Below are 25,339 nucleotides of genomic sequence, written 5' to 3' on the forward strand. Positions count from 1 at the left end.
CATAATGAAAAAGATTATCCCCGATATGGTTTTTCAGGAAGAGACCAACGAGTGCGGCCTTTCCTGTATTGCGATGCTGGCGCAAACCCAGAATATTCAGTGCTCTCTCCCGGCATTACGCGAAATTTTCCCGGCGTCCGATCATGGAACATCGTTGAGCGATTTATCCGTCATCCTGCAACAGGTTGGCATTGCCACTGCTCCGGTGCTCTTCGATCATGATGAGCTACATGGGCTGCCGTTCCCCTCAATTTTACATTACGGTGCCAGTCACTATGTCCTGTTGGCGTGGAGCAAAGGGGATTACGTCTGCGTGATGAACCCGGCAATTGGCCAACAGTGGTTGCCGTTTTCGGCGCTAAAAAAAGAGATTAGCGGCTATGCGCTGATCCTCGAAGAATCCCCCTCTGCGGGCGTAATCCCCAATCCTGTTATCGCCGAAACGCAACAGGAGATGCCGCGGGCCATGAGCCTGAAGGAGACGGCGGCGGTACCGGGCATCTACAAGCTGATGCTATTAACCTTTCTGGTGGCGTTAACGCTGTTTTTAATGCCGACGATGGTCAGCCGCGCGATTAATCAGGCGTTCTCCGATGTTCAGAACACGGATTTTCCATATCTGTGGTTCATCCTCGCCTTTGTGGTCTCCACGCTGTTAGCGCTGGGTGTCAGGGTGATCAGCGAACGTTTTATCCGCCGTTTTGTATTGCTTAATAGTGATATTGGTTTTTCGCGATTGCTGAATAATCCCCTGCGCTTTTTTGAAAAGCGCGCGCCGGGGGATGTTTTCAGCCGCTTTATTGCCTGGCAGAGCGGCATGCTGCAAAAAATTGAGCTGGATAACGGCCTGCGCTCGGACTGGATTATTTGCGTTATCGCCATTGGCATTATGTTCTGGATCTCCCCGGTGCTGGCGCTGATTTCCGCCGTGGGCATTGTGGTGATGGGGTTAATTAGCGTCTGGGCGATATTTCGCGACCGCTGGTATACGCAGCAGCTTCAGCTCAAAAGCGCGGTGCTAAATGACTTTTTCATGGAGACCCTTCAGGGGGTATTAACCATTAAAACCGCCGGGCTGGAAACCCAGCGCAAAGCGCAGTTTGCCCGCCTGTCGCGTGACCTTTTTACCTGCCTGCAACGGCAGAAAGTGTATCAGCAGGTGAAAGAAGGGCTGTATCAACTGACCGGCAGCCTCGAAATGGTGGTTTTTATGCTGGTAGTGCTGCCGCTGGTACATGCAAAACAGATCTCCCTGGGCGACTTCTTTGCCTACAGCTTTTTGCGGCAAATTTTTACCTCCTACGTCACGCGGATGTTCTATGCCGTTATCCGTAAATCGCAACTGCATGTAATTGATACCCGCGCACAGGGATTGTTTACGAAGCATGAGCTTGCTTCTCCCCTGATTTCTCCGCTCAGCGGAACAGCGGTTCCGCGACTGGCGTTCGAGCGGGTGAGCTTTCATTACAACCCGCAAAGGCCAGTATTAAACGCGGTGGACCTCGTACTTGAGCCTGGCGATCAGATAGCCATTGTTGGCGATTCCGGTGCCGGAAAGAGCACCTTGCTGCGGCTGATGACCGGACTTTTTTCCGCGCAGGATGGGCGAATTTTGCTGAACAATGCTGAGGCGAGTGCCCAACAACTGACCTCGCAGGTGTGGTTGCAAAGTCAGGAAGACATCCTGTTTAACGCCTCGGTGTTGCAAAACATCACCCTGTTTGACCCGTGGTACAGCGACAGCGACCGTGGGCGAGTGGAAGCGCTGATCGATAAAATGGCGCTGGGGCCGGTGGTACAGGCGCTGCCTGGGGGAATGGAAGCGCTAATTCGCGAAAGCCACTCCGCGCTCTCTTTAGGCCAGCGCCAGAGGCTGATGTTGGCGAGGGCGCTCTACAGTACCCGACCGATTTTACTGTTCGATGAACCAACCGCCAATCTTGATGATGAAACCGCAGAGACGGTCATCGCCGCGCTGTGTCAGCACTGTCGCGAACAGGGCAAAACGCTGATTGTCGTGACCCACAGTGAGCTGATTGTGAACCACTTTGCGCGAGTATATTGCCTGAACGAAGGCGAGCTGCGCGATATCGGGCAGGGAGTGCCGGTCCAATGACGCGAGCATTTTTCCGCCGTCCTAAAATGTTGCTGTTTGCGCTGGCCGCGATGGCGGCCATTGTCGCTGCCGTTTTCTACCAGCAATCGCGTCCGGCACAGGCCGAATCGCTCTATACCGTCGCCCTCGATCGTGGAGATATCGAAAAGGTGGTACTGGCGAGCGGGATTATCAAACCCGCCGTCCAGGTGAGCGTTGGCGCTCAGGTCAGCGGGCAGTTGCGCAAGCTGTTTGTTCGTCAAGGGGAGCGGGTGCAAAAAGGGCAACTGCTGGCCGAAATCGACCCGACTTTACAGCTTTCAGACTTACGCAACGCCACCGCGCAGCTGGCCAGCGCCAGAGCACAGAAGTTAGCCTCTGAAGCGACGCTGGTGCAGTACCGCAAAGCGTTGACCCGCGAGCAGGCCATGAATCGCGATGGCTCTGGTGTGAACAGCGACCTTGAACAGGCGCAGGCGCAATATGCCGCGCAGGTACAGCAGATTGCGGTCAATGAGGCGCAGATTGTGCAAGCGGAAATGAGCGTGCAGACCGCCAACGCCAACCTCGGTTATACGCGCATTCTCGCCCCTATGGACGGCGAAGTACTGGGCATTGTCACCCGTGAAGGGCAAACCATCGTCTCCTCACAAATCGCGCCGACTATTCTGGTGCTTGCCGACCTCGATAAAATGCAGGTGCAAACGCGCATTTCCGAAGCCGATATCCAGAAAATCCATCCCGGACAGCCGCTGTGGTTTTACGTGATTGCCGACCCGCAAACGCGTTATGAGGGGGAGCTTGGCTATGTCCAGCCCGCGCCGCAGGAGGCGCTGGAAGAGCAAAACTCCGGGGCTTCCGCCAGCAATCAGCAAAGCACAGCCATTTACTACAACGGCACCTTTGAGGTGGATAACCGCCAGCGACTGTTGAAAACCTCGATGACCGCGCAGGTATTTATCCGCATTGCGCAGGCCAAGGAGGCGTTGCGCATTCCAGTTGCTGCGCTGGGGCGTTCGCTGGGCAATGAGCGCTATCGTGTGGTGGTGCAGAAGGCGAGCGGCAGCGAGGAGCGCACCGTTCGTATCGGCATTAACGACCGCCAGTACGCGCAGGTCCTTGAAGGCTTGCAGCCCGGTGAGCGGGTGGTGATCCCGCAGGATGCAGGGTCAATCTGATGGTGAAGTCTTTAATCCAGCTTAATAACGTCACCCGCTCTTTTATCGCCGGAACGCAGACGATTCCGGTGCTGAAATCGGTGTCCCTGACCATTATGCCCGGCGAAATGGTGGCGATAATGGGCGCTTCCGGCTCGGGTAAATCGACGTTGATGAACATTATCGGCTGCCTGGACAAACCCAGCAGCGGCGAGGTTTATATCAACGGCATTGCTACTCATCTGGCCGATAGCGCGGCGCTTGCCGAACTGCGTAGCCGCTGGTTAGGGTTTATTTTTCAGCGCTATCACCTGATGCCTTATTTAACGGCGGAAGAGAACATCGCCATTCCCGCCTTATATACCGCGATGCCTGCAACTGAACGTCAGGCGCGAATCGCGCTGCTGGCGGGAAAGCTGGGCATTGATACGCGCTTAGGGCATAAACCCGCGCAGCTCTCCGGCGGGCAGCAGCAGCGTGTCAGCGTGTGCCGGGCGCTGATCAACGGCGCGCAGATTATTCTTGCTGATGAACCCACCGGGGCGCTGGATAGCGCCAGCGGCAGGGCGCTGATGGATGTTCTGCACCAGTTGAACGCCGATGGCCATACGGTGATTATCGTGACCCACGATCGCGAGGTGGCGCAGCAGGCGCAGCGGATCGTCGAGATCAGCGATGGGCAGATTGTTGCCGATCGCACGAATTGCGCTCAGGACAAACGTGATATTCAGCGGCTGCCGACGGTACAGGATAACGGTCGGGCTTCGCTGTCGCGCAGCGTAGGCGAGTCGGTACGAATGGCATGGCGTGCGCTGCTGGGACATCGGATGCGCGCCTTTCTGTCGATGTTGGGGATTATCATCGGCATCTCATCGGTGGTTTCCTCGATGGCGGTAGGCGAAGGTGCCCGGCAGACCATCATGAACGAAATTGGCAAACTGGGTAATACCACGCTTGAAATTCGCCCCGGTACCGGTTGGGGCAGCAAGCGCCCGGATATGGAGCGCGCGCTGTCGCTGGAGGATATCACCAGCCTCAGCAAGCAGCCCTGGGTGCTGGGGGTGTCGCCGATTGTCTCCAGCATGACTACCGCAGTGCGCCAGGGCCTGGATTCCTCGATGATCCTCTCCGGGGTTTCCGCCGACTATTTTTCGTTGCAGGGGATTCGCTTTATTCAGGGCAACGGCTTTACCTTACGCGACGTCAACGATCGGGAGCCGGTACTGGTGCTGGATGAAACCAGTAAAGAGACGCTGTTTCCCGGTAATGAAGATCCGCTGGATAAAATTGTGCAAATCGCCGGTGCGCCGTGGCGGGTGATCGGCGTTGCCAGCAAGCCGGGGCCGAAAGTGGTCAGCGGGTTTATGTCGGCGTGGATCCCTTATACCTCGCTATTACAGCGGATTTCCGGTGATAAGCCGCTGGAGGCGCTAACGCTGCGCTTTCAGGAGACGCTGTCGCCGAGAGAGGCCGCGCAGCGTGCGGAAAGGCATCTTATTCGCGAGCATGGCAAAAAAGATTTCTTTGTCCAGACCGATGAACAGCTCGCCAAAGCGCTGCAAAAAACCTCCGATTCAATGTCGCTGCTGATCACCGCGATTGCCGCTATTTCACTACTGGTCGGCGGCGTTGGGGTGATGAATATCATGCTGGTTTCCGTTACCGAGCGAACCCATGAGATCGGTATCCGACTCTCGGTCGGCGCGCGTCCCTCCGATATCATGCACCAGTTTTTGATTGAGGCGGTGATGATCTGCGCGCTCGGCGGGCTGACGGGGGTCATTGGCTCCTGGGCCGCCGGGAACCTGTTTGCTCTGCTGACGCAGGAGTTCTCGATGGTCTTTACGTGGCTCCCGGTGGCGATGGCCTGCGGCTTTTCCGCTCTGATTGGCCTGACGTTCGGCTATTTCCCGGCGCGGCGAGCGGCGCGACTCAACCCTACGGAGGCGCTGGCTCGCGAATGAGATTAGGTACTTTTTTACCGCTGATCCTGCTGCTCACGGGCTGCGGTAACCTGACCCGCAGCGATTATCAGCGCCCGCTGTTGTCGGTGCCGGAAAACTGGCAGCGAACAGAAGGGCAGAATATCGCCCCTTCGCAGGTGGAAGATGGCCGATGGTGGGATCGCTTCGGCGACGAGCGTTTGTCGCGCGTGCTGGGTCAGGTGCTGGAAAGCAATAACGATCTGGCCGCTGCCGCATTAACTCTCAAGCAGGCGCGTATTTCTGCCGGGCTAACCCAGACCAATATCAGTCCTGACGCCACGCTCAACGGATCCGGCAGCAATTCGAAGCCGTTAAACAGCGGGCGTTCGCAGGAGAGCTACAGCACCTCGTTGTCGCTGAGCTATGAACTGGATCTCTGGGGCAAGCTGGCGCGTATTCGCGAACAAAGCGAGTGGGAAGCGGTTGCCAGCGAGCAGGATTATCATGCGACGATCCTGTCGACGATCGATACCACCGCGCAGCTGTACTGGAACATCGCCCTGCTAAATCAGCAAATGGTTTATCAGGAGGTGAGTTTCGATATTGCCAGGCAGACGCTAGCGCAGATTGAGTCATGGCAACGGGCGGGGAAAGTTGGACTACTTGATGTTCTACAGGCCCGGCAGACGGTTATCAGCCGCCAGAATCAGCTGCTCGCCCTGAAGCAGCAGCGGGCGATTTCGCGCAACGCGCTGGCGCTGCTGCTCAATCGCCCACCGTCGCAGCATACCGATGAGGCCCATGCACTAGATGTTCGTCAGCACGTCGCCATTGCCAACGCCACGCCGCTGGCCGCGCTCGCCAGCCGTCCGGATCTTCAGGCCGCGGAATCACGCCTGCGTGCGGCGTTGGCGGGCTCAGATGCCGCGCGGCTGAGCTTCTATCCCACGCTTTCGTTGCAGGGGACGCTTAGCGCCGGAAGCCAGATTTTTCACCAATGGTTTAACGATCCGCTACGGAGCGTCGGTGGCAGCGTGAGTGCGCCCTTTATCCAGTGGAATACGGTGCAGCTCACCGTGGAACAGGCCAGCGTAAAGGTGCAGCAGGAGGCGGTGAACTTCCGCCGCACGGCCTATACCGCGCTGTCGGAAGTGGATAACGCCATGGAGAAGCGGCTAAACGCCGACGAGCAGCGCGAGCGCTTGCTGCAATCGTTGCAACTGGGCCAGCAGCGTCTGACGCTCACCGGGAGCCGCTATCGTGCAGGCGCGGTGGATTATCAGACCCTGCTGAACGCCCAGGATGCGCTGCTTGATGTGCAAAACAGTCTTGCGCAAAACCAGTACGACTATCTTTATGCCACTTTGCAGCTCTGGCTGGCGCAAGGTGGCAGTAACCCGCAACAGAGGACATCCCAAAATGAGTCACAGTAAACCCCCTTATCGCGTGGTGATTACCGGCTATGGCGCGGTGACTCCCCTTGGCGACAGCGCCGCCGAAAGTTGGCAGGCGATCATGGATTATCGACACGGCTACCGCTATGTCGATCTCTCGGCTAACGGCATCCACACCCATTTTATTGGTCAGGTGGAGAACGAACCCAGCCTTAAGGGCGTTCCTGCTGCTATCCGCCGCCGTTTACCGCGCCATGCGCGCCTGGCGCTGGCCGCCGCGCGTGAAGCCATGGCGATGGCCTTTGCCGGTGAATCGCCAGCCGCGTTCTACGATCCGCTGATGTGCGGTGCGATTATTGGCACCGGCTGGGCAGGGCTGGATGAGAGTTACCTGGCGGTGCCGGAGTTTGAGAAAAAAGGTGTCTCTTCACCCTTTAGCTGCTTCTTTTCGATGCCGAACGTGACTACCGCAGCCTGTAGCCAGCTGTGGAATTTACGTGGATATCAAAATACCCCTGTTGCCGCCTGCGCTACCGGCACTATTGCTATCGGCGAGGCCTATGATGCGATTCGTTTTGGCCGCGCCAGCATGATGCTTGCCGGCGCCGGGGAGGCGTTAAATAGCGTCTGCGCCATCTGGAATATCGATGTGCTCGGTGCGCTGAGCCGGGAAACGGAATCACCGGAGCGGGCCAGTTGTCCGTTCAGCCAGCAGCGAAGCGGGTTTGTGCTTTCGGAAGGGGGCGCGGTGCTGTGCCTGGAAGAGCGCGAGCACGCCATCGCTCGTGGGGCGACGATCCTCGCGGAAGTCACCGGCTATGCCAATTTCTCCGACGCGGTGGATTTTACCTCCCCGGCGGAGGATTGCGTGGCCCGCGAGCAGACTATCCGCTGGGCGCTACGCAGCGCGGGGCTCCAGCCCGCCGATCTCGACTATATCAATGCCCACGGCACCTCCACGCCGCTTAATGATATTAACGAAACGCAGTCGCTGAAAAAGGCGCTGGGTGACGAGGCGTATCGAATCCCGGTTTCCAGCACCAAAGCCTACTCCGGGCATCTGATAGCGGCGGCGGGAAGCTTCGAGACCATTGTCTGCCTGCAGGCAATGGCGGCCGGGATCATGCCCGCGACGGCACATTTAACCCAGCCCGATCCACTGTGCGATCTCGACTATATTGCCGAAGGGCATCGCCAGGGTGAGATTCGCCGGGCGTTGAATCTGAGCTTTGGTTTTGGCGGTGCGAACGCCGCGCTGGTGCTGGAGAAACACGCGTGACGCGGCTGCGCTACACCCTTGCCGATGCTCATCAGTGGGCAGCATTTTCTGGCGATGACAACCCGATCCACTTCGATCTTGCGGCTGCGCGTGCGATGGGGGGGAGCCAGTTGAGCGTCCACGGGATGCGCGCACTGCTGGATGTGAAACGTGATGTTCAGTCGCGGCTGGTGTATCCGTCATCCCGTGCTGAAGGTTATCTGAAATGTCAGGTACGCCTGCGCAGGCCGCTGTGGTGCGAAGCCGACTGGCTGTTAACGCCGGGACCGGCAAAAAAACGCGTGTTATCCGCCGCGTCGGTCATGCATCCACAGAGTGATGAAGTCTGCCTGTCATGCCAGATGACCCTGGCGACTGAACCTGAATCGCTGGTGGGGAAACAGCCCAGCGAACTTGATTCTAAGACGCTGCTCGCTCTGCAATCTCACTTCAACAGCGCCTGGCCCGACCTGACGCAGTGGCAATTTCTTGATGCACTGCTCTTTCGTCAGCTGATTAGCGATAAAGCGCTGCTGAATCAGGAGAACATTGCGGCCCTGCTCGACCAGGGGGAAACCTCGTTACAGCAAATTTTTACCCGCTATCCGGTGTTGCAAACTCACCAGGAGGTGATTTTCGATACCCGATTTGCGGATAAAGGAGCACCGATCTGGCCGGAATCCCTGTCGCTCTGGCTGCTACCTTCGCTGGTGGTCGGACAGGTTGAACAGGGTGCGCTGGTGCGTATCGCGGCAGCGGCACAGCTCAATGACCAGATTATGACCAATGTGATTACGCTGAAAGTTGGCCCAATTAATAATTGATAATTAAGGATAATTTTATGATTCAGTATGATGAAGTTCTGCAGAAAGTCTGTGAAATGATCTGTGATGCCAAAGACCTGGAGCCCGATGAAGTCGATGAGAATACGCCCCTCGTGCGGCTGAAATTAGATAGTCTCGACTACGTCGAGCTGATGGTACTGGCAAAGCGTGAATTCAACATCACGCTGGAGGCTGACTGGTTTATTCACAATCCGGGTATCACCCTCGGTGAGCTGTGTCAGCACATCAGCAAAGAGTCAGGTAACTGATATGGCGCAGAAATGGATACTGGTTACCGGCGGCAGTCGCGGCATCGGTCGGGCGCTGGTGATGGGGTTGGCGAAAAGCTGGAATGTGGTGTTTACCGGCCGCAACGAAGCGGCGATCAACGACATCCAGGCGCAGGCGAGCGGAGGCGATTCATCCCATTGGGTGCGAGGTTACGCCTGCGATGGTAACGACGAAGCGCGGGTTGAACAGCTTGCGCAGTCGCTGCTGGCTGAGTGGGGGGCACCGGAGGCGATTATCCACAATGCCGGGATGGCCCGTGATGGCCTGCATATTCACCAGAATGCGGCAATCTGGCGCGAGGTGCTGGAGACCAACGTTATCGCAATGATGAACTGGAACCGGGTTCTGCTGCCAGCGATGCTGATGCAGCGATGCGGTTCTATCGTGATGATGTCTTCAGTCAGCGCGCTCAAGGGCAACGTCGGTCAGACGGCCTATGCTGCCAGCAAAGCGGCGATGGGCGGTATGGCGCGTTCACTGGCGCTGGAGGTCGGGCGTTTCGGCATCCGGGTGAACTGCCTGGCACCGGGCTTGATTCGTACTGAAATGCTTGAAGAGATCCCGGCACAAAAATTAAAAGAGATGCGGCAGTCGATACCGCTGCGCAGATTGGGTGAAACGGATGATGTGCTTCAGGCGGTGGCGTTTTTAATCGGTGAGGGGAGTCAATATATCACCGGGCAGACCCTGGTACTGGACGGCGGACTGAGTGCCTGAATATGATCGGGCCGGACGATCGGCTGGCCTGATCTTAAGTGCGGGGCGCGAGTTGTTCGATACGCGCCACTAGCTCTTTTATCTCTGTTGCGGTCGCGCGATAAATTTGAATAATCTGCGAAGAGTTTTGTGCGACCAGAGACACAACCAACTGATGAATTTCATCCCCCTGGTTATGTTTAATTAACCGAGCCAGCGATTTCTCTTCTGCCCGTGAGTTGGTTAATGCATGGACCACCTGACGACTGACTGCGATAAGTGCCGCATACGGATTGGGGCTATCTTGCAGGATACCCCACTCAGCAATATCATCAATTTCTTCAATTAGATAGAGTGAACGCAGCGCTTTATCTGGCGAAGCCGAACCCTCATGCGGCGGGCTATGGTCAAGACACGCAATATTATGCAATAACCCACCAATCTCAACTTTTAGGCTTTGCATCGCGCTCATGTCCATTTTTGTCGCCAGATAACCGGCAATATGTCCGACAGCAGAGGAGTGCCATGGTGTTTGCTGGCTGAACTGATCGATAATAAACGAGAGCAATTCAGCAATATCACGTAGGTTGTGTAAAGAAATGGTATCGTTATGAATTCTTGGGATTTCTTTAATGTAATCCCGATAGTCAGAGGAGGCCATCACCGACCAAAAGTGTTCATTGCTGGAGAGGGTTCTGAAGGCCTGAATGTACTCTTCTTTATAGAGAATATTCGCCCCGGCAGTCACTATGTCGAGGAGTTTCTTGCCTAGGAAGGGCATATGGCTGGTACGGTGCTGGCAATAAAGGACATCCAGTCGATCGGCAAAGAACAGCAGATGGCTTTCTTCGGGGACCAGTTCCCCTTCGATGTAATGCCCCAGGCCTTTTCGCCAGTGGGTATGGTGATAGCGAACAATCCTGTTCAATGGGCGAAATAGAGGAATTCTGCTGAGTAATTCGCTGCCAATAAGCGCATGGTTGTTATGCTCATCATCAATGTAACTAAGCGGTTCAAGACGCGATTTTTCATTCAATCCGCCGATATCATGGATGAGGGCCGCAAGAACGGTTTTACGACGCTGAGCCGAAGAGAAATGAACTAAATTAGCCAGGTGCGATACGATAAATGCAGTTCTGACATGATGCAGATTCAGCTTGGGGTTAATCATGTCAATGGTATTTGCAATGCTGGCTAATGTCGGTAGTAAATGTATCGTCATGATATCGTTATAATATGAAATTTAATGAGATGAATCTCAATCAATGATTGATTATTTACGTTGGCAACCATATTGTGGAAACGTTTGATTACCGAATAAAATAGTATCATCATTGACTCGATTTATATAGATGATTCTATCATTAGTTTGGCTGCCAAAGAGAGTCTGTTGCGCAATATTTTCCGGTGTATTATCGGCGCTGTGACGAATTATCCTGGCATCAACGATATGAAAAAGAGAGCTTCTGCCAGAACGTTTCTTTAATGTGTAGGTGACGCTGCGTGAGATGATATATTTATCCCCATCACTGGTGAGTAATCCTTCAACGCTGATTAAAAACCGATCGTTTGAATATTCTACAGATAGCAAGCCTTGTGTGCGTAGAATACTCTCATTTGTGTTCTCCGTCAGATCGTATTGTGACTCACAGGAAAAAGACGGATGACTATTGAGGCGAATATAAAAAATTAATAATGCTATTAGTGCTGGCAGACAGATCGCAAATACTAAGACATATTTACGCATTTTTTATTTCCTTATAGTAGTAACTATGGCATTTTTGGGACTTAAGATCGCATTCCAGTATGAATATGTCCATATAAATGCCTAAGTCTTGCTCTTCGCTCATCTGCCGGTTGAAAAAGTATATTTTCTTTGGCGTAGAACAATCGATCCCGGAGGGCAGCAGTTTTTGATTCCTGAGTATTTCTGTTGCAGATATGCTGCCTGTGCCATAAATGGTGCATTTATCCTGAGCGAGGAAAATGCCAGATGATTGTTTTTTATGGATAAAAAAATAAGAGAGGAGCATGAGACCGGCGGCAATCAGGATAAATAAAATGATCGCTTTGCGATGTTGCCCGATCGTCATAGGCGTAGGGGGCTCAGGGGAAAGAGTTGGGAGAGAGAAAGATGTGTGATAATCACTATCGGTGGTAATAATAATTTCATTAGAAATCTTAAAACCGATTCGCGGCACCGTAATAATCACATTTTTCTCAATGCCAAGGTCAGACAAACTACGACGCAGTGTGGATATATATTGATTCAGATTACTATTAGAAGGTCTGGCACCATATTGTTCAAACACCGTCTGAAAAATATCAACACGCGAGATAATATCTCCCCGATATTGCAGCAGACAGCTAAGAAGGCGAGTAGATGTGGCTGATAGTTCAATACAATCGCCAGTCAACAAGTTGACCAGAGAGGCCTCCTCAGTGTCAAAAGTAATAAAACCCTCTATATCGAACCGCATTTTTATCTCCACACGGAATTAAAAATTCACTCTTTATATCAGGAGTTTTATCATAAAAAAAAGTGAATTTCAGATAAATGTACTGTTTAAATTGAAATTTAAAGCTAATGTTGCCGTTTTAGTGTGGTCAATCCATACTGCAGTTCATTGAATGACAGAAGGAACTGACTCATGAAGATTGTAACTTCATCCCCTATCCCTGATTTACATCATGGTTCTGGTGCTGCTGTTGAAAGCTTAAGGTCATTGATGACTGCCATGGGTATCAATAAATTCTCTGGAGTTAACGTTCCAGAGCAGGAGTACATTCTTTTCGTATTAAAAGAACATGAGCCTGAGGGGCTACTTACTCGTGAATTAGCTGACAGATGTGAAATGTCAATATATAAAGTCAGACATTTGTTGCTGCCTTTGGAGAAGTATGGTCAGGTGAACAGAATAAAAATTAAAAAACATCATAAGTGGTATATTTATAATAAACATGTTGACGAAGAGTCATACTAACAAGAGGCCCGGGTGTTTGCAATAAACACAGGGTTTTTAGATATCTTTTTGATTTTTTAATTAGTTTAGAGAGTTAATATCTCGCAAATAGTAGAGAATATTCTTAATGAGAGTATCTACCGCTCCTTAAATAAGTGTCGTTTAGCTGTTCAAATACCAGTGGGTATTTATCAATAATGGCAGATAATTCTCATGAGGGGGTTTTAAGCAGCAGAAGGCGACGGAATAGTCCTGAGACGTGTTTGTTGATGAAATGATGATTGTGTTTCCGATATGTTACTTTTACAACGTGGCAACTGCCGTTCAAGGTAAGGGAGGGCGTTTGGCTATGAGCGAGGGTCTGCAAGGAGAAACCATAATTATCTATAGTAGTTGTTACGGTGTGTTCGTTTCAGCATTCCCGCAGCTTCATCTCTTTTGTTATACAGGCTGATATTGGCCATGAAATGAAAATAGTGTGATCTAGTTCAATAATATCCTATGCGAGATAAATACTCTTCGGTAACTTATATTTATTGCCATTGGCCATGAGCGCATCTAAAGCAAGATGGTCTCTGGTGTCCAGTATGTTGGACTAAATTCCCATATTATGGGAGGTACGTTAGTTAACTGAGTCAGAGTGCCGGGCAATTGAGGTGTTATTTGATATGAAATAATAAAAAGTCCGTATCAGTCACGTTACTGTGGGGCCAAATATTATGGTTATCAAACACTCAGCTTGAAGGGAGCACAAAATGGCTTACAGAATGATTTTAAACGAAACCTCTTATTTTGGTGCGGGATCGATTAGCTGCATTGTCGATGAAGTCAAAAAGCGCGGCTTTAAAAAAGCGCTGGTGGTCACTGATAAAGATCTGATCCGCTTTAAGGTCGCGACAAAGGTATTCGATATCCTCGACAGCGCCGGCCTGGCCTACAGCGTCTTTGATAGCGTGATTCCTAACCCGACCATTGAGGTTGTACAGCAGGGCGTTGAAGCGTTTAAACAATCGGGTGCAGATTACCTGATCGCCATTGGCGGTGGTTCCCCGCAGGATACCTGCAAGGCAGTAGGGATTATCATTAATAACCCTGAATTCGCCGATGTTCGCAGCCTGGAGGGCGGAGCCGACACCAAAAATGCCGCAGTGCCGATGATTGCGATCCCAACCACCGCCGGTACGGCTGCTGAAGTGACCATCAACTACGTCATCACCGACGTACAAAACCGCCGCAAGTTTGTTTGCTATGACCCGCATGATATCCCGGTTGTGGCGATTATCGATGCTGAAATGATGGCCAGCATGCCTGCCAGCCTGAAGGCGGCGACCGGCGTCGATGCACTGACTCATGCGATCGAAGGTTATATCACTAAAGGCGCATGGGAATTAACCGACATGCTGCATCTTAAGGCCATCGAAGTGATTGGCCGTTCGCTGCGCGCCTCAGTGCAGGGCGATGCGCAGGGTGCGGAAGGGATGGCGCTGGGGCAATATATTGCCGGAATGGGCTTCTCTAACGTCGGACTGGGGCTGGTACACGGCATGGCGCACCCGCTGGGCGCTTTCTACGGTACGCCGCATGGTGTCGCCAACGCAGTGCTGTTGCCACATCTTATGGCTTACAACGCTGAATTTACCGGTGAGAAGTATCGCGACATTGCGGTGGCTCTGGGAAATAAACAGGCAGCGACCCTACCGATTGCCGAAGCACGTAAGGCGGCCGTTGAGGCTGTGGCGCAGCTTAACCGCGACGTTAATATCCCGGCGCGTCTGCGTGATGTGGGTATGAAAGAAGAAGATATTGATGCTCTTGCCGCAGCAGCTCTGGCGGATGTGTGCACTGGCGGTAACCCGCGTGATACGAATCTGGAAGAGATTAAAGCGCTGTATCGGCAGATCTTCTAATTGAAAGTATGCCTCATGGCCGATGGAAACATTGACTATGAGGTATAGAGCAACATACCGGACAGCTCTGTCCGGTATCTCTATGTAAGTTTTAAAATAAACATGCCAGGTTGTTGAATTGGCTAAATAGGGTATTGAAGCATTTCCCGCAATAGCAGTCCGGACCTTGTTTATGAAATGTGGTATTTCCTGGCCATTCTGGGAGCGGTTTCTGTGGTGCTGATTAAGTTATTCTACCGGGATATTTATTACGTTATCAGAAACCCGGAACCTGATCAGGTTCTGGCGGTACTCGGAACCCCTCTTGCTATAACCACCATTTTTTATCTCATTGCGCGGGTGATAAGACGGTTCTGGTAAATGATATGTGAAAGTCGATGGATAAATAACGAAACGGCAGGAGAGAATTCAGACGTTTGTGCATCGGTACTGGCAACATCGGCCGCAATGGATTGATATTATGGCAGAAGAAAAACGACACCCGATTGAGGTTTTACAGGAGTTCATGGATGAAATGGAGTGCACTGATACCGTCTCCACCGCTGCGCCCGTGGGTTAATCGCTACTGGTCGTGGCAGGAAGAAGCCAACATGCCGCCGTTGTTGCCTGGAACGGGGGGAGAGCTGTTTTTCTGGTATCAGCAGCCGGTGGGTATTACCAGCGCAATCGCACCCGAGTCTGCCTGCAGCCGCAGCGCGCTGCTGTTGCCCCGGGATTGTCCGTTTAATTTCCACTCTACCGCGCCATTCTCTTTTATCGCCGTCCGTTTCCGGGCCGGTGCCCTGCGTCATTTTTGCCCGTGTCCGGAGGCGGAACTGATCGATACTGCGCTTCATCCCCGGGAAATCTGGGGGGATGAAATACGTCATCTGGAGCAGAAAATGGCTGAAGCGGGCGGACTGAGGGAACGGATACAGCATATTGAATGTTTTTTGCTAACCCAGTTGCAGCGCCACTACCGTCAGCAACATCACTGGCTGGATGAGGTCATCCGACAGATATATTACCGCCATAGTACGGTGACTCAGTCTGAGTTGGTGACCTGCTCCGGGTTCAGTACCCGTTACTTTCAGAAGATATTTCGCCAGCATTTTGGCGTCACGCCGCGCCATTTTCAGCGCATTATCCGTTTTGAGCAGTTGACCCGTCATCTGTTGCTTAACCGACAGCAACATTATCTGGCGAGCGCGCTGGAATATGGTTACTACGACCAATCGCATTTTATCCATGACTTCCGATATTTTACCGGCAACGCACCGTCACGCTTTTTTCAGGAAAATAATTTTAGTGCGCATTTTTACAATCATCCCACACTCTGGTGACATAACCTTGGAGGACACATTAATTGCAGGGCTTATGGTCCTGCCCGTTTGTTCTGAAAAGGAATAATGATGACATTGAAAGCCGCGTTTATATTTTTAACTCCGGAAGGTAATGCTGATATTCACCGTTGCGAAGTCGTGACGGAAAGCGTCAGCGTAGTGACCTGTGCTGTGAACAGTTATCAGGCAGCCAGCGAACTGGCGGCCACACTGGTCACTCAGGATATTACAGCCATAGAGCTGTGTGGCGGGTTTGGTATTGAAGGTGTTGCTCAGGTGAAAAAGGCGGTCAATGGCAGGGCCGTAATCGGCGTAGTGCGTTTTGATTGTCATCCGGGTCTGCAATTCAGTAGCGGAGATATGTTGTTTGACCAGAATAAAGCCTGATTTATTTCCAAAAGCGTAATTTATGCTTTGCACGTCAAAATAAGCGCCAGCAGACCGGCAATTTTCAGATTATTGTTTCTTCACATTGTCCCTTATTGGTAACAATGTGAAGTTACTGATAGGCGACAAGGAGAGAAAACTTTGTCGGAGAAAAAGTCGGTCTCTTTACCCGGGCGTCGTCATTTCATCCGCTTTCTGGGAGGATGTTCCATTTTACTCCTTCCTGCTTTGAGCGGATGTGTCAACAAAGAGAGTGCAGGGAGGCCAAAAACTCCTCCACACGATGATCCACGCTATCGGAGGCTGACCGCTGGGGCTCAGGCCCGGCATAAACCCCACCTGTTTTTGTTGCTAGTACGGTAGCTGCATAAGAACCTTCCATCCCAGTACTTGCATTAACATTAGGTAACCCGGTCTCGTCAATCAAAGCTCTAGTATCTTGCCAAATTACACTCATGGTAACGTAAGTATCCCGGTGAAATACGTGAAAAACCAGCAGTCTCAGGATGGCAATCGTCAGGGCTATACTGGTCAGAATGGTAAATATCAACGTGATGGTACGTCGCACGAGGTCGCCCTATCGACTGCCTGAGTGCCTTTTATTGTTCTGGCGCTACTCCACCATTCTGAGCTTATTGATATCATCGGTAATTATCCAGTCATCCATATTACTTTTACGGTAGTAGGTAAACGGGATAATCTCTTCTGGCCGGGAGACTTGATACACGCCAAGACACTTTTTCCCGCACCACCGTGCATATTGTTTTGCAGAAAGATTAAGCTCTTTCTTAAATTCAGCAATAAATAACGCTGACTCCTCAGGGCTCATTTTTTCTTTTTCAGTCACGTTTTCAATTACCGCACGGTGAGTTACGCGCAGACTGCCGCCTTTCTCTACAAAATAAACCACATCGCCTTCTTTCGCTCGCCCGCCTAAGGGCGATTTTTTCCCCGATGCGCCACGAATCAGCATCGTTTTTTCATTATTGATTAATTTCGTTAACTCCTGCCCCTCACGATCCAGATAAACCAGGTGCTCTGTCGTACCCTCTTTGCGGATATACCACTCATTTTTTTCCATATTTCCCCGAATAATGGTCAAGGTAATATATTCAATGCCCACAAAAACTAGTTTCGGTGAGCGAGCATGTTTCTCAGTCGTTAGTATCTCAGTATAAACAGAGTGTTCCGGCCTTCTCACGCGTATTTACCCTGGCGTTCTTCCACGGTGTCAAAGGTGGAACTCAGCCCTGTCACCAGACCAGTGAATCCAGTATCGCTTCACCGGTAGTCAGATAATCATCTTTCAGCGGGACCGGTATGTTAAACGTGACCATCATCAGCCGGTTATTAAAAGATGCCAGCTGGGTGATGGTGTAAACCTGCCCGCCACTGCCGGAGGCATCCGCTGCCACCGATCCCAGGCGGCTGACGGTATGCTCGTTGATTTTTTTAGTGGTCAGAGTGGGCTTCTGGTTCGCCATCTGCTTTTTCATCATTTCCGCCAGGCGTGGAACATGTTCATCCTTAAGTAACTTGCCGGGGAACGGAAACAGGAATGCCAGAGATACCACGCCCTTACTGGTGTCGGCATACCAGACTTCCTTCGGGCGCGGATTTGCTGTCGGATAAGCTCCCGGAATCTGTGCTGTCGGCATTTTCCTGAAATCTGGCGGGAGGGTAACCGCAACCCTGTCATCAAGGATCCGGGTCTCTGCCGCATTTTTCATCACGGTTGTCGGTACACGGGTTTCAGCCTGAGCAATTGAACCTGCAACAGACAGGGTGGCAGCAATAAAGCAGGCCGATAACAGTTTTGAATTTCTCATCATTCAGTTCCTTTGTTAGTTAACCGCAACAGAAAATTACACCCTGTGTTTCTCAAATAATGAAACTGTTCAGGGAGTCTACTATCAAAAGCACGGCAGATATTTTCAGGATATTTTTAATATTTCGATATGTTGAATTCTTTCCTCTATTCTCGCATTTCAATCGGCACTGATGTCACTGGAGAACAATGTAATGGCAGCAGTAACGGTGTAATGCTGATAGCGTACAAACTGAGATCTCCAGGACGAAATTCGGGGCTAAAATAAGTACGGTTCGATCGTTACCAGCTTAAGGTATATTAAAAATCAGATTTCCCGTGCATGAGAAGGTACCGACATCCGTTGGTGTAAAGAAAGCCGTCATATTATTATTCCCATAATATAATATTATCTCCTGATCACTATTTCCATCTATCGGCTGAGAGCTCTGTCCCCCATTGAGTTGAGGCTGCCAATTACTACAAGGTTCCCCTATGTTCCATGACATATCTACAGAATTGCTAATTCCATTAATCATGGGAACAAATATTGTAAACGTGGACTCCAATCGTTCACCTGGCATCCCCCTGATTGTTGTAGGTTGCGTAGCACTAAACCCACCAGTCTGTCGAATCTGATGTCTGATTCGCTGCACATAGGTACTTCCCTCTACGGAGGAAGTGCCGAAGTATGCAGGAAGGCCCAGGTCATTGGTCATGGGAAATGTACATACGTAAATGAAATTCGTCGAGGATGCGCCAACAAAATTACTTCCTGTAAGCCGAGCCCGGACTCGGGAGGGCACACTGGAATTGGCTGGTGAACGGTCATACGGGACCTCCATTATACTCTCTCCGGATCCAGACCAAATTAAATCCACGTGCATCCCATTGATCGTCCCTGGTAGAGGGACACCGGTGGTTTCTTCGTAACATACTGGAGGATTCGAGGGTAGGGTCGTGCACGGTAGAGCCATTGCCCAACCGTCACCTATAGTGCTGGCACATGACCATTGCCCCCCCGTCTGGCTAAAACTGGTAATGTCGATCTCAGTTCCAGTTCCAACGACTGATTCTCCGACGGAATACTCCGTTAAGGCAGAATAAAAACCTATCATATCAGCGGCATAGCATTCTTGCGCGATCAAAAGCATAGCGCTAACTAACAGTTGATATCTCATGAGGTCATTCCTTGTAGGTAATAATCCGATTAATGAATTAATTTTCCCTTCTGACGAGATTTGGTAAAGCCTGAACCACCGTTCCAGCCAACCTCTTCCTTTCCCGGCGACACAGCCAGTTGAATGCCGCAAACCATGCGTTATCCATACTGACTGGCCGCCGGGCTTCGTCTTACGGGTACTGCACCACCAGGGTACCGCTGGCGTTCAGCGCGCCCAGCGTTGGCGTGGTGGCGGTGGTCTGTACCACTTTTGCCACCAGGTCAACAGAGCCGGTGCCACCGGCAGTCAGAGCACCGGTGTAAGAGGCTTTTGCTGTCGTGTCGTCACTTTTCAGCAACGTTGCGGCACCTGCTCCACCATAAACCTGTACCCCGACGTTTTCTGCGTTACCCACAGCTACTGGGTTGTCCAGGGCATTGATGCCGTTGTTTGCCGCTGAGCCGACAAACCAGACATCCACATCGCCTGCCTCTGTACCGCAGTTCGCGAAATCAATGGTAAATGTTTTCGTTGCCCCGACTGCCCCGATGCCGCTGCTGCCAAAGTCAGACAGCGAGATGGTATTGAATGCAACGACACCGGCATCCCCCACGCTCACGGTGTCACAGGTGTTATCCATAATGGTGCCGGTAAAGGTCACCGGCACATCGACCGGCGTTGAGACCGCCAGCGTACTACCAGAAACCACGGCCAGAGAAGCCGCAACCAGACCGGATACCAGCGTTTTTTTGAAGTTGATTGTCATAGTCAGTTTTCCTTTTTTACTGTTTTTAATGGCGACCGTTCATGGTCGCCGGTGAATCAAAGCCCCTGTGCCTTATCGCTGCACACAGACTTCAGATAGCTGTACCGGGGACTGCTGCATCTGCTGCTCCGTCAGCCGGTAGCGCACCGTGCATTGTTGATTCGCACTGCTGCCCCACTGCGCCTGCAGTTCGCCTTCGCTCTCCATGCCCGACAGGAACACCACCCCGTCGTCGCCGGTAATACCGCTGCTGTTATCCGCCGTCACAGTGGTGCCGAACGGCAGCGGCTTACCCTGGTAAGTCAGGCGCATCAGGACGCGTGCGCCGCTGTGGGCCTTAAAGTCGGCCCGGACCAGCGCCCCCCGGGTGGGTACCACCCGCACGGAGGTCTCCTCCAGCTCGGTCTGCTCGTCCAGTCCGCCCGCATCCAGCTCAACCCGCGTCTCGCGGTACTCGCTGCTGTACGGCAGCAGGGCATAGCCGCGCCAGTCCGTTTTCACCCCGGTACCATTTCTGACCGGAACCCCGGCCGCCCCCGGTGCCGCCACCAGGATACTGGTGGTCCCCGGCTGCTGGCCCAGCGTCAGGCCGTTGCGGTGGACGACCGCCCCGCCGCTGAGGCCGTAGTTCACCTGGCGATAGTCCCGGCTGTAGCTGTAGCCCAGCGAGGTGCTGCCGTAGGTGCCGCGGTAATCAACGTTTGCGCTGCCGCTGCCGCCGTCCTGACCGCCGTTGTCTCCCTGGCGGGTATAGCCCTGCTGGACGTTCCAGCCGAGGTTGTGGTCTTCCAGCAGCGTGCCGCTGAGGCCCCCGGTATAGCTGGTGCGCCCGTTACTGTTGCGGCTGGCGTTACCCGTCAGCCGGGTCTGCGGCCCGCTCATCTTCTGCTGGCCCGGCAGCAGCGCACTGAAAGGCAGCGAGAACGACAGATAGGCCGCGCGGTCCGAATGCGTCTGGTTACTGCCCTTGCTGTAGCTCCATGACAGGTTGTAGTTCACCGGCCCCAGGGTGGCGTTGTACCCGGCCATCAGCGAGTCGGTGGTTCTGTCGCTGTTCCAGTAGCTCTGCCGGGTCCCGGTCAGATACAGCGAGCCGTAGCGGCCAAAACGCTGCGAAATATTGGCCTGCATCCGCGACTTTTTGGTGTTGTACAGGTTGTAATAGTCGGTATACGGACGCTCTACAGGGCGGCCCTCCGCATCCAGGGTGTCGTAGTCGTACAGCCAGCCGGACATCCCTTTCAGGGCAGTTTCGTCCAGGGTGTGGAATCCCCGCGTCGAGTAGCGATAGCCTGCCAGGCGGAAGGTGGTCCCCAGCGAACTCATTGAACGGGCGTACAGAAAGCGCACCGACTGCCCCGTATGGCTGCTGCCGTCTGCCAGCTCGCTGCTGGCATGGGTAAAGTCTGCAGACAGCGCCCCCCAGCGGGCCATGTTCACCCCGGCTCCGAACATACCGGCCTGGTATTTCTCCGCCATTTGCAGGCCGCCATAGGCGGTGGTGTTATAAGGCAGCCCCCACTGCAGGGTGCCCTGGGCAAATTCCGGGTCGTCGTAGCGGTTGCTGGTATTGCGAAAACGCCCGGCCGCGATGCTGTAACGCACCCGCCCCTCGCGCTGCAGCAGCGGGACCGAGGAGTACGGCACCACAAACGTGCGGGCGGTCCCGTCGGCTTCGGTGACGGTCACATCGAGGTCGCCGCCGGTGGAGACCGGATACAGGTCATCAATCACAAAGGCACCCGGCGGAACGAACGTCTGATAAATCAGGCTGCCGTTCTGGCGGATACTGACCCGGGCGTTGCTGAATGCTGACCCTTTCACCAGCGGGGCAAAACCGCGCTGGGTATCCGGGTACATGCTGTCATCGGTGGCCAGTCGCACCCCTTTGAAGGAAAAGGCATCGAAGAGGTCACCGTCAGTGGTCGACTCCCCCAGCAGCAACCGGCTGCGCAGCGGGATAATCGCCCGCTCGGCATAGGTGTTCAGGCGGTCCCACTCGCTGCGGCTGCCGCCGCCGGTGGTGGAGTAGCGGCTCCAGGTACGGTTATCGCGCAATCGCCAGGGGCCAACGTTAATGCCGTTATCCAGATTCAGGTACAGGTTGCTGCTATTCATTCCGGTGCTGCGGCTGTGGCTGTTGCTGCCGTTCAGGCGGTAGCCGAGCAGCAGGGCGTTGATGCCCTCATCCCAGCGTTCCGGGGGTATCCACCCCCGGGGCTGATTCTTCACCATCGCCTGGGGGATGCTGATATCAAGACGCATTTTTTCGAAGTCAAAAGTGGTATAAGCCTGCGGAATATAGCGCCCCGGTGAAATACACTGGTCATCTGCCAGGGCAGCCATCGCCGGCACGGCGTCCATTTTTAGGCCGATATCGCGCCAGTCATCGGGCGTCAGGCAGGCCATCAGACCCGTGGTGTCACGGATATCTTTTTCCCCGGTCGCCGCCACCTCACGGCCGGTATCCGCCACGCTGTCGGCGGCGACAAAGCGCACGCTGCGGGCAGCCAGCCAGTTACCGTTGAGGTACATCTCCACGTCATAGGTGCCGGGCATCTGCGTCCCGGCCGGCGTCAGGTAAGAAAGGTCAGCGACCTCATCGGGGTTACCGGAGACCAGCGCCGACGGAAAGTACATCTCCGCGTGGCTCAGCGCAGGCAGTGCCAGCAGTATCAGGACAGCCAGTGGGTGCAGGGAAGCCTGCTGCCGCGTGAGCCCCGGTAACCGGTTTTTACGGGGGGCCTGATGATTCTTTTTCATTATTGTTCTCTCCCTGCTGTCCTGTTTCTGTTCCGTAGAGGTCAGAGCCTGTCTCAGTTCACGCTTCTGCTGATTTCTGGCGTCAGCGCGCCGTGGTCGCTAATCGTGCGGTAGCTCACGCTGCTGCCGCTGCCGGCAGGCAGCGCCACGCGGGTTTTCCCTTTCGGCGGGACCATCACGGTGTTCATCTTCTGGCTGCCGGCCTTCACATCCGTCAGCGTCAGGTAGTAAGGAGAGGGATTGCTGATTTCCAGCTGTCCGCCGCTTTTGCGGAAGGTCAGCATCTCCGGCGCTTCGGCCAGCGCAGGCTTCAGGCCAGCCGGGCGGACAAACAGCTTGATGCGGTTGGCCGAGGCCAGAATCAGCGAGTTTTTCCCTTCCGTGGCTTCGCGGCTGACGGAGGGGATGGCCTTGGCGATAAAGTAGTACAGGGTCTCGCGGTCCTGCGGCAGCGGCCCGCCGGTATACATCAGGCGCAGGGTATTGCCGTTCTCCGGCTTACTGACGTAAAGCGGAGGGGTGACGACAAAATCCGGGCTCTTTTTGCCGTCGGCATTTTCCACCCACGACTGCACCAGAAAAGTGTCGGTTTTGGAGGAGTTGCTCAGGTTGACCGTGGTTTGTTTTGCCCCGGCAGGGTAGATAATGCGCGTCCCCTGAATGGAGATACCCCCTTCAGCGACCGCCGTCAGCGGCAGCAGGCTCAGGGCGACCGCCACCAGGCCGGTTGCGGCTTTTTTACGTAAATAACGAGCTGTAGCTAACATCATTTCACCTTTTCAGTCACAGGCCGGGTACCGGTCTGATGCGTCGTATTGACGGACGAAAGCAGACCGGCCGGTATTCTTGCGTCAGACTCAGTAGTCCAGCGTCGACAGGGCGTCCTTTCCGGACTGCGTATATTTGTCTTTCAGGTCTTCGGTGGCATTAAAGGTGGAAATCAGCAGTTTTCCGTCCTTTGAGGAGAGCTGCATGACGTTGAAAATCTTTCCGTCCGCCGCCGGGGTCGTCATCTCAATACGGCTCATCTTTTTGCCGTTGACGGTGACTTCCGACAGGACCGGAGAGAGCGCCCCCAGCTGTTGCTTCATCACATCCGCCACTTTTGCAACCTGCGATTCACTGACCGCATTAGCGGTGGCGCTGAACGCGATGGAGACTTTGCCCCCCTCACTTTCCACGTACCAGGCTTCCTGCGGGCGCTGGGCTGCCGGGTATTTGGTTTCCAGCAGCGTCTGCGGCATCTTCACAAAGCCTTCCGGCAGCACCATGGTGGCTTTTCCGTCGAGGATTTTGGTGGCGTTTTGCGCAGTACCTGCACTGCTGTCACCGTCACAGGCGGAAAGCAGCAGAGCGGAGCTGATTAACAGCGAACTGAATAAAATACGTTTTTTCATTTCTTTACTCCCAGGTGGAAAGTCATTCTTTTCAGAATAAATAATTCAGTCGAAAAAGCGGACGGCATTCCTCAGTGATAATTCATCAATGGGTTATATTCAGCACAAAGTTCGCCCTGATATAAAACATGAATGTTATTGTTTTTAAACAAAAAATGCAGTTCTCAGTAATGGCGTAGATATAAAACTAATTTGTTTTCCGGTTCATTTAGATAGGTTTTTTCATTTCCAGGATATCCCGGCACAATAAAACCCCCGCTGAATTACAATTCAGTAACCCGTATTCACGGAAAACATTTCGTTTTATCCGGTAAATTGTTTTTTGGCATATCCTTGAATGCTCCGCAATACTCTCCGGAGAATCCTCGTTACAGAGTTGTTCAAATACCGCCAGCGTCTGGTGTGACACCTCATCATGAAAAGAATATGTTCTGATGGCCCGCTGGATAATTGAGAAAAAAGCCTCCACGCTGATATTTTTGGGCAGTAGCCAGGGAAATCCTGTCAGTTTCTGGGGAACGACCGGAACATCCTGCATTATCATCAGACGGCAGTGGGTAAATTCATTTCTTTTAATAACAAGATTACGCAGGCGGGCATTACTTACAGCAATGACCACCACATCTCCCGGATGTGAAGGATACTTCCTACACATTCCTTTTACTTTATAAAAGAACGCGCGAACACCTGTTCCGGAGTGTAATTTACGCAATCCCTGGAGAAAGAAACTGTCATCTGAAATAAAGTGATAATTCATACTAAAAAATCCCTCCCTCACCCCTGAGGTTATATAGAGAACCCTGTTACGGGACATTGATTAATATGAATTCCTTTTCTTTCCTGAATTAAAGCATTGTGAAAAATTCATTTACAATCGTTTAAAACTATCGAAAGACAATATTAAATAGAACATAGCTATCAAAAGTAACGCATCGATCGTCGCATACTATTGCTGATATTTTTAATTAATTCATGTGATTAACTATCTGTCACAGGAGGTAAGAATTTTCTCATCGGCAGTAATGTAAGGAAAAGCATAAGAAAAATGACAATAAAGGAAGAACAGGGCAAAAAATTTACCATGATAACAGGATGAAAAAACTGTAAAGACAAATCAAGCTAGTTTATTGCTTCATTAATTACAGGTTATGCAGTGAAATATTGCTCGGAAAAAGCGAGTGATGCAGAATGTATATCTCTCCCTGTTTCACCAGCGTCATGTTT

General features: G+C 52.7%; 22 protein-coding genes. 12 read left to right on the forward strand and 10 right to left on the reverse strand.

Annotated features, from left to right (window positions below; all coding sequences use genetic code 11):
• Nucleotides 1-4 precede the first annotated feature (4 nt).
• The 8 genes from QVF11_RS15420 to QVF11_RS15455 are packed head-to-tail and all read left to right on the forward strand — an operon-like array spanning nucleotide 5 to nucleotide 9,661.
• Nucleotides 5-2,116 (forward strand): peptidase domain-containing ABC transporter, encoded by a 2,112-nt coding sequence (locus tag QVF11_RS15420; RefSeq protein WP_287858084.1) that lies wholly within the window; start codon nucleotides 5-7, stop codon nucleotides 2,114-2,116.
• On the forward strand, nucleotides 2,113-3,273 hold the full coding sequence (locus QVF11_RS15425; RefSeq protein ID WP_112213832.1) for an efflux RND transporter periplasmic adaptor subunit: 1,161 nt from the start codon (nucleotides 2,113-2,115) through the stop codon (nucleotides 3,271-3,273). Before QVF11_RS15420 ends, QVF11_RS15425 begins: the two co-directional genes overlap by 4 nt.
• Nucleotides 3,273-5,216, forward strand: a complete 1,944-nt coding sequence (locus QVF11_RS15430) for an ABC transporter permease (RefSeq protein WP_112213831.1) — start codon at nucleotides 3,273-3,275, stop codon at nucleotides 5,214-5,216. The genes QVF11_RS15425 and QVF11_RS15430 overlap by 1 nt, the downstream gene beginning before the upstream one ends.
• Entirely contained in the window at nucleotides 5,213-6,610 is a 1,398-nt protein-coding gene (locus QVF11_RS15435) for a TolC family protein (RefSeq protein WP_287858085.1), read from the forward strand. The genes QVF11_RS15430 and QVF11_RS15435 overlap by 4 nt, the downstream gene beginning before the upstream one ends.
• Nucleotides 6,597-7,850, forward strand: coding sequence for a beta-ketoacyl-[acyl-carrier-protein] synthase family protein (locus QVF11_RS15440; RefSeq protein WP_142514920.1), 1,254 nt, complete (start codon nucleotides 6,597-6,599; stop codon nucleotides 7,848-7,850). Before QVF11_RS15435 ends, QVF11_RS15440 begins: the two co-directional genes overlap by 14 nt.
• Nucleotides 7,847-8,653, forward strand: a complete 807-nt coding sequence (locus QVF11_RS15445; RefSeq protein ID WP_287858087.1) for a MaoC family dehydratase — start codon at nucleotides 7,847-7,849, stop codon at nucleotides 8,651-8,653. The genes QVF11_RS15440 and QVF11_RS15445 overlap by 4 nt, the downstream gene beginning before the upstream one ends.
• Nucleotides 8,654-8,670: 17 nt before the next feature.
• On the forward strand, nucleotides 8,671-8,922 hold the full coding sequence (locus tag QVF11_RS15450) for an acyl carrier protein (protein WP_112213827.1): 252 nt from the start codon (nucleotides 8,671-8,673) through the stop codon (nucleotides 8,920-8,922).
• 1 nt (nucleotide 8,923) lies between these two features.
• Nucleotides 8,924-9,661: an SDR family NAD(P)-dependent oxidoreductase gene (locus QVF11_RS15455; RefSeq protein ID WP_142514921.1), complete on the forward strand. Its 738-nt coding sequence runs from the start codon at nucleotides 8,924-8,926 to the stop codon at nucleotides 9,659-9,661.
• Between the two features lie 34 nt (nucleotides 9,662-9,695).
• Here the strand turns inward: QVF11_RS15455 and QVF11_RS15460 are convergent, their stop codons facing one another.
• The 3 genes from QVF11_RS15460 to QVF11_RS15470 are packed head-to-tail and all read right to left on the reverse strand — an operon-like array spanning nucleotide 9,696 to nucleotide 12,120.
• Complete coding sequence (locus QVF11_RS15460; RefSeq protein WP_287858089.1) at nucleotides 9,696-10,862, reverse strand: HD domain-containing protein; 1,167 nt, start codon at nucleotides 10,860-10,862, stop codon at nucleotides 9,696-9,698.
• Between the two features lie 51 nt (nucleotides 10,863-10,913).
• A complete protein-coding gene (locus QVF11_RS15465; RefSeq protein WP_142514922.1) occupies nucleotides 10,914-11,387 on the reverse strand; it encodes a FidL-like protein in 474 nt (157 codons plus the stop codon).
• Complete coding sequence (locus QVF11_RS15470; RefSeq protein WP_112213823.1) at nucleotides 11,380-12,120, reverse strand: winged helix-turn-helix domain-containing protein; 741 nt, start codon at nucleotides 12,118-12,120, stop codon at nucleotides 11,380-11,382. The genes QVF11_RS15465 and QVF11_RS15470 overlap by 8 nt, the downstream gene beginning before the upstream one ends.
• A 171-nt stretch (nucleotides 12,121-12,291) precedes the next feature.
• On the opposite strand from QVF11_RS15470, the gene QVF11_RS15475 reads away from it, so the two are divergent.
• From QVF11_RS15475 to QVF11_RS15490, 4 genes are all read left to right on the forward strand, one after another.
• Nucleotides 12,292-12,624 carry a FaeA/PapI family transcriptional regulator gene (locus tag QVF11_RS15475; RefSeq protein WP_112213822.1) on the forward strand — a complete coding sequence of 111 codons (333 nt, stop codon included), beginning with the start codon at nucleotides 12,292-12,294 and terminating at the stop codon, nucleotides 12,622-12,624.
• Between the two features lie 734 nt (nucleotides 12,625-13,358).
• The gene (fucO, locus tag QVF11_RS15480; RefSeq protein ID WP_112213821.1) at nucleotides 13,359-14,510 is read left to right on the forward strand and encodes a lactaldehyde reductase; all 1,152 of its coding nucleotides are present in this window, start codon (nucleotides 13,359-13,361) and stop codon (nucleotides 14,508-14,510) included.
• 509 nt (nucleotides 14,511-15,019) lie between these two features.
• Nucleotides 15,020-15,832: a helix-turn-helix domain-containing protein gene (locus tag QVF11_RS15485; RefSeq protein ID WP_287858090.1), complete on the forward strand. Its 813-nt coding sequence runs from the start codon at nucleotides 15,020-15,022 to the stop codon at nucleotides 15,830-15,832.
• 66 nt (nucleotides 15,833-15,898) lie between these two features.
• A complete protein-coding gene (locus tag QVF11_RS15490; protein ID WP_221888543.1) occupies nucleotides 15,899-16,219 on the forward strand; it encodes a DUF6506 family protein in 321 nt (106 codons plus the stop codon).
• A 613-nt stretch (nucleotides 16,220-16,832) separates the two neighbouring features.
• Here the strand turns inward: QVF11_RS15490 and QVF11_RS15495 are convergent.
• The 7 genes from QVF11_RS15495 to QVF11_RS15525 all read right to left on the reverse strand — a co-directional run bounded on the left by QVF11_RS15495 (nucleotide 16,833) and on the right by QVF11_RS15525 (nucleotide 24,872).
• Nucleotides 16,833-17,300 carry a hypothetical protein gene (locus QVF11_RS15495; protein WP_287858091.1) on the reverse strand — a complete coding sequence of 156 codons (468 nt, stop codon included), beginning with the start codon at nucleotides 17,298-17,300 and terminating at the stop codon, nucleotides 16,833-16,835.
• A 172-nt stretch (nucleotides 17,301-17,472) separates the two neighbouring features.
• Nucleotides 17,473-18,051 carry a hypothetical protein gene (locus tag QVF11_RS15500; RefSeq protein ID WP_287858093.1) on the reverse strand — a complete coding sequence of 193 codons (579 nt, stop codon included), beginning with the start codon at nucleotides 18,049-18,051 and terminating at the stop codon, nucleotides 17,473-17,475.
• Nucleotides 18,052-19,379: 1,328 nt separating this feature from the next.
• Nucleotides 19,380-19,955 carry a fimbrial protein gene (locus tag QVF11_RS15505; protein WP_287858095.1) on the reverse strand — a complete coding sequence of 192 codons (576 nt, stop codon included), beginning with the start codon at nucleotides 19,953-19,955 and terminating at the stop codon, nucleotides 19,380-19,382.
• 72 nt (nucleotides 19,956-20,027) lie between these two features.
• A complete protein-coding gene (locus QVF11_RS15510; protein WP_287858097.1) occupies nucleotides 20,028-22,718 on the reverse strand; it encodes a fimbria/pilus outer membrane usher protein in 2,691 nt (896 codons plus the stop codon).
• A 53-nt stretch (nucleotides 22,719-22,771) separates the two neighbouring features.
• Nucleotides 22,772-23,488: a fimbria/pilus periplasmic chaperone gene (locus tag QVF11_RS15515; protein ID WP_287858099.1), complete on the reverse strand. Its 717-nt coding sequence runs from the start codon at nucleotides 23,486-23,488 to the stop codon at nucleotides 22,772-22,774.
• An 87-nt stretch (nucleotides 23,489-23,575) separates the two neighbouring features.
• The gene (locus tag QVF11_RS15520) at nucleotides 23,576-24,115 is read right to left on the reverse strand and encodes a hypothetical protein (RefSeq protein WP_112213812.1); all 540 of its coding nucleotides are present in this window, start codon (nucleotides 24,113-24,115) and stop codon (nucleotides 23,576-23,578) included.
• 208 nt (nucleotides 24,116-24,323) lie between these two features.
• On the reverse strand, nucleotides 24,324-24,872 hold the full coding sequence (locus QVF11_RS15525; RefSeq protein WP_130624350.1) for a hypothetical protein: 549 nt from the start codon (nucleotides 24,870-24,872) through the stop codon (nucleotides 24,324-24,326).
• Nucleotides 24,873-25,339 lie beyond the last annotated feature (467 nt).

The sequence above is a fragment of the Klebsiella sp. genome (assembly GCF_027492335.1).
GTDB classification, from domain to species: domain Bacteria; phylum Pseudomonadota; class Gammaproteobacteria; order Enterobacterales; family Enterobacteriaceae; genus Klebsiella; species Klebsiella huaxiensis.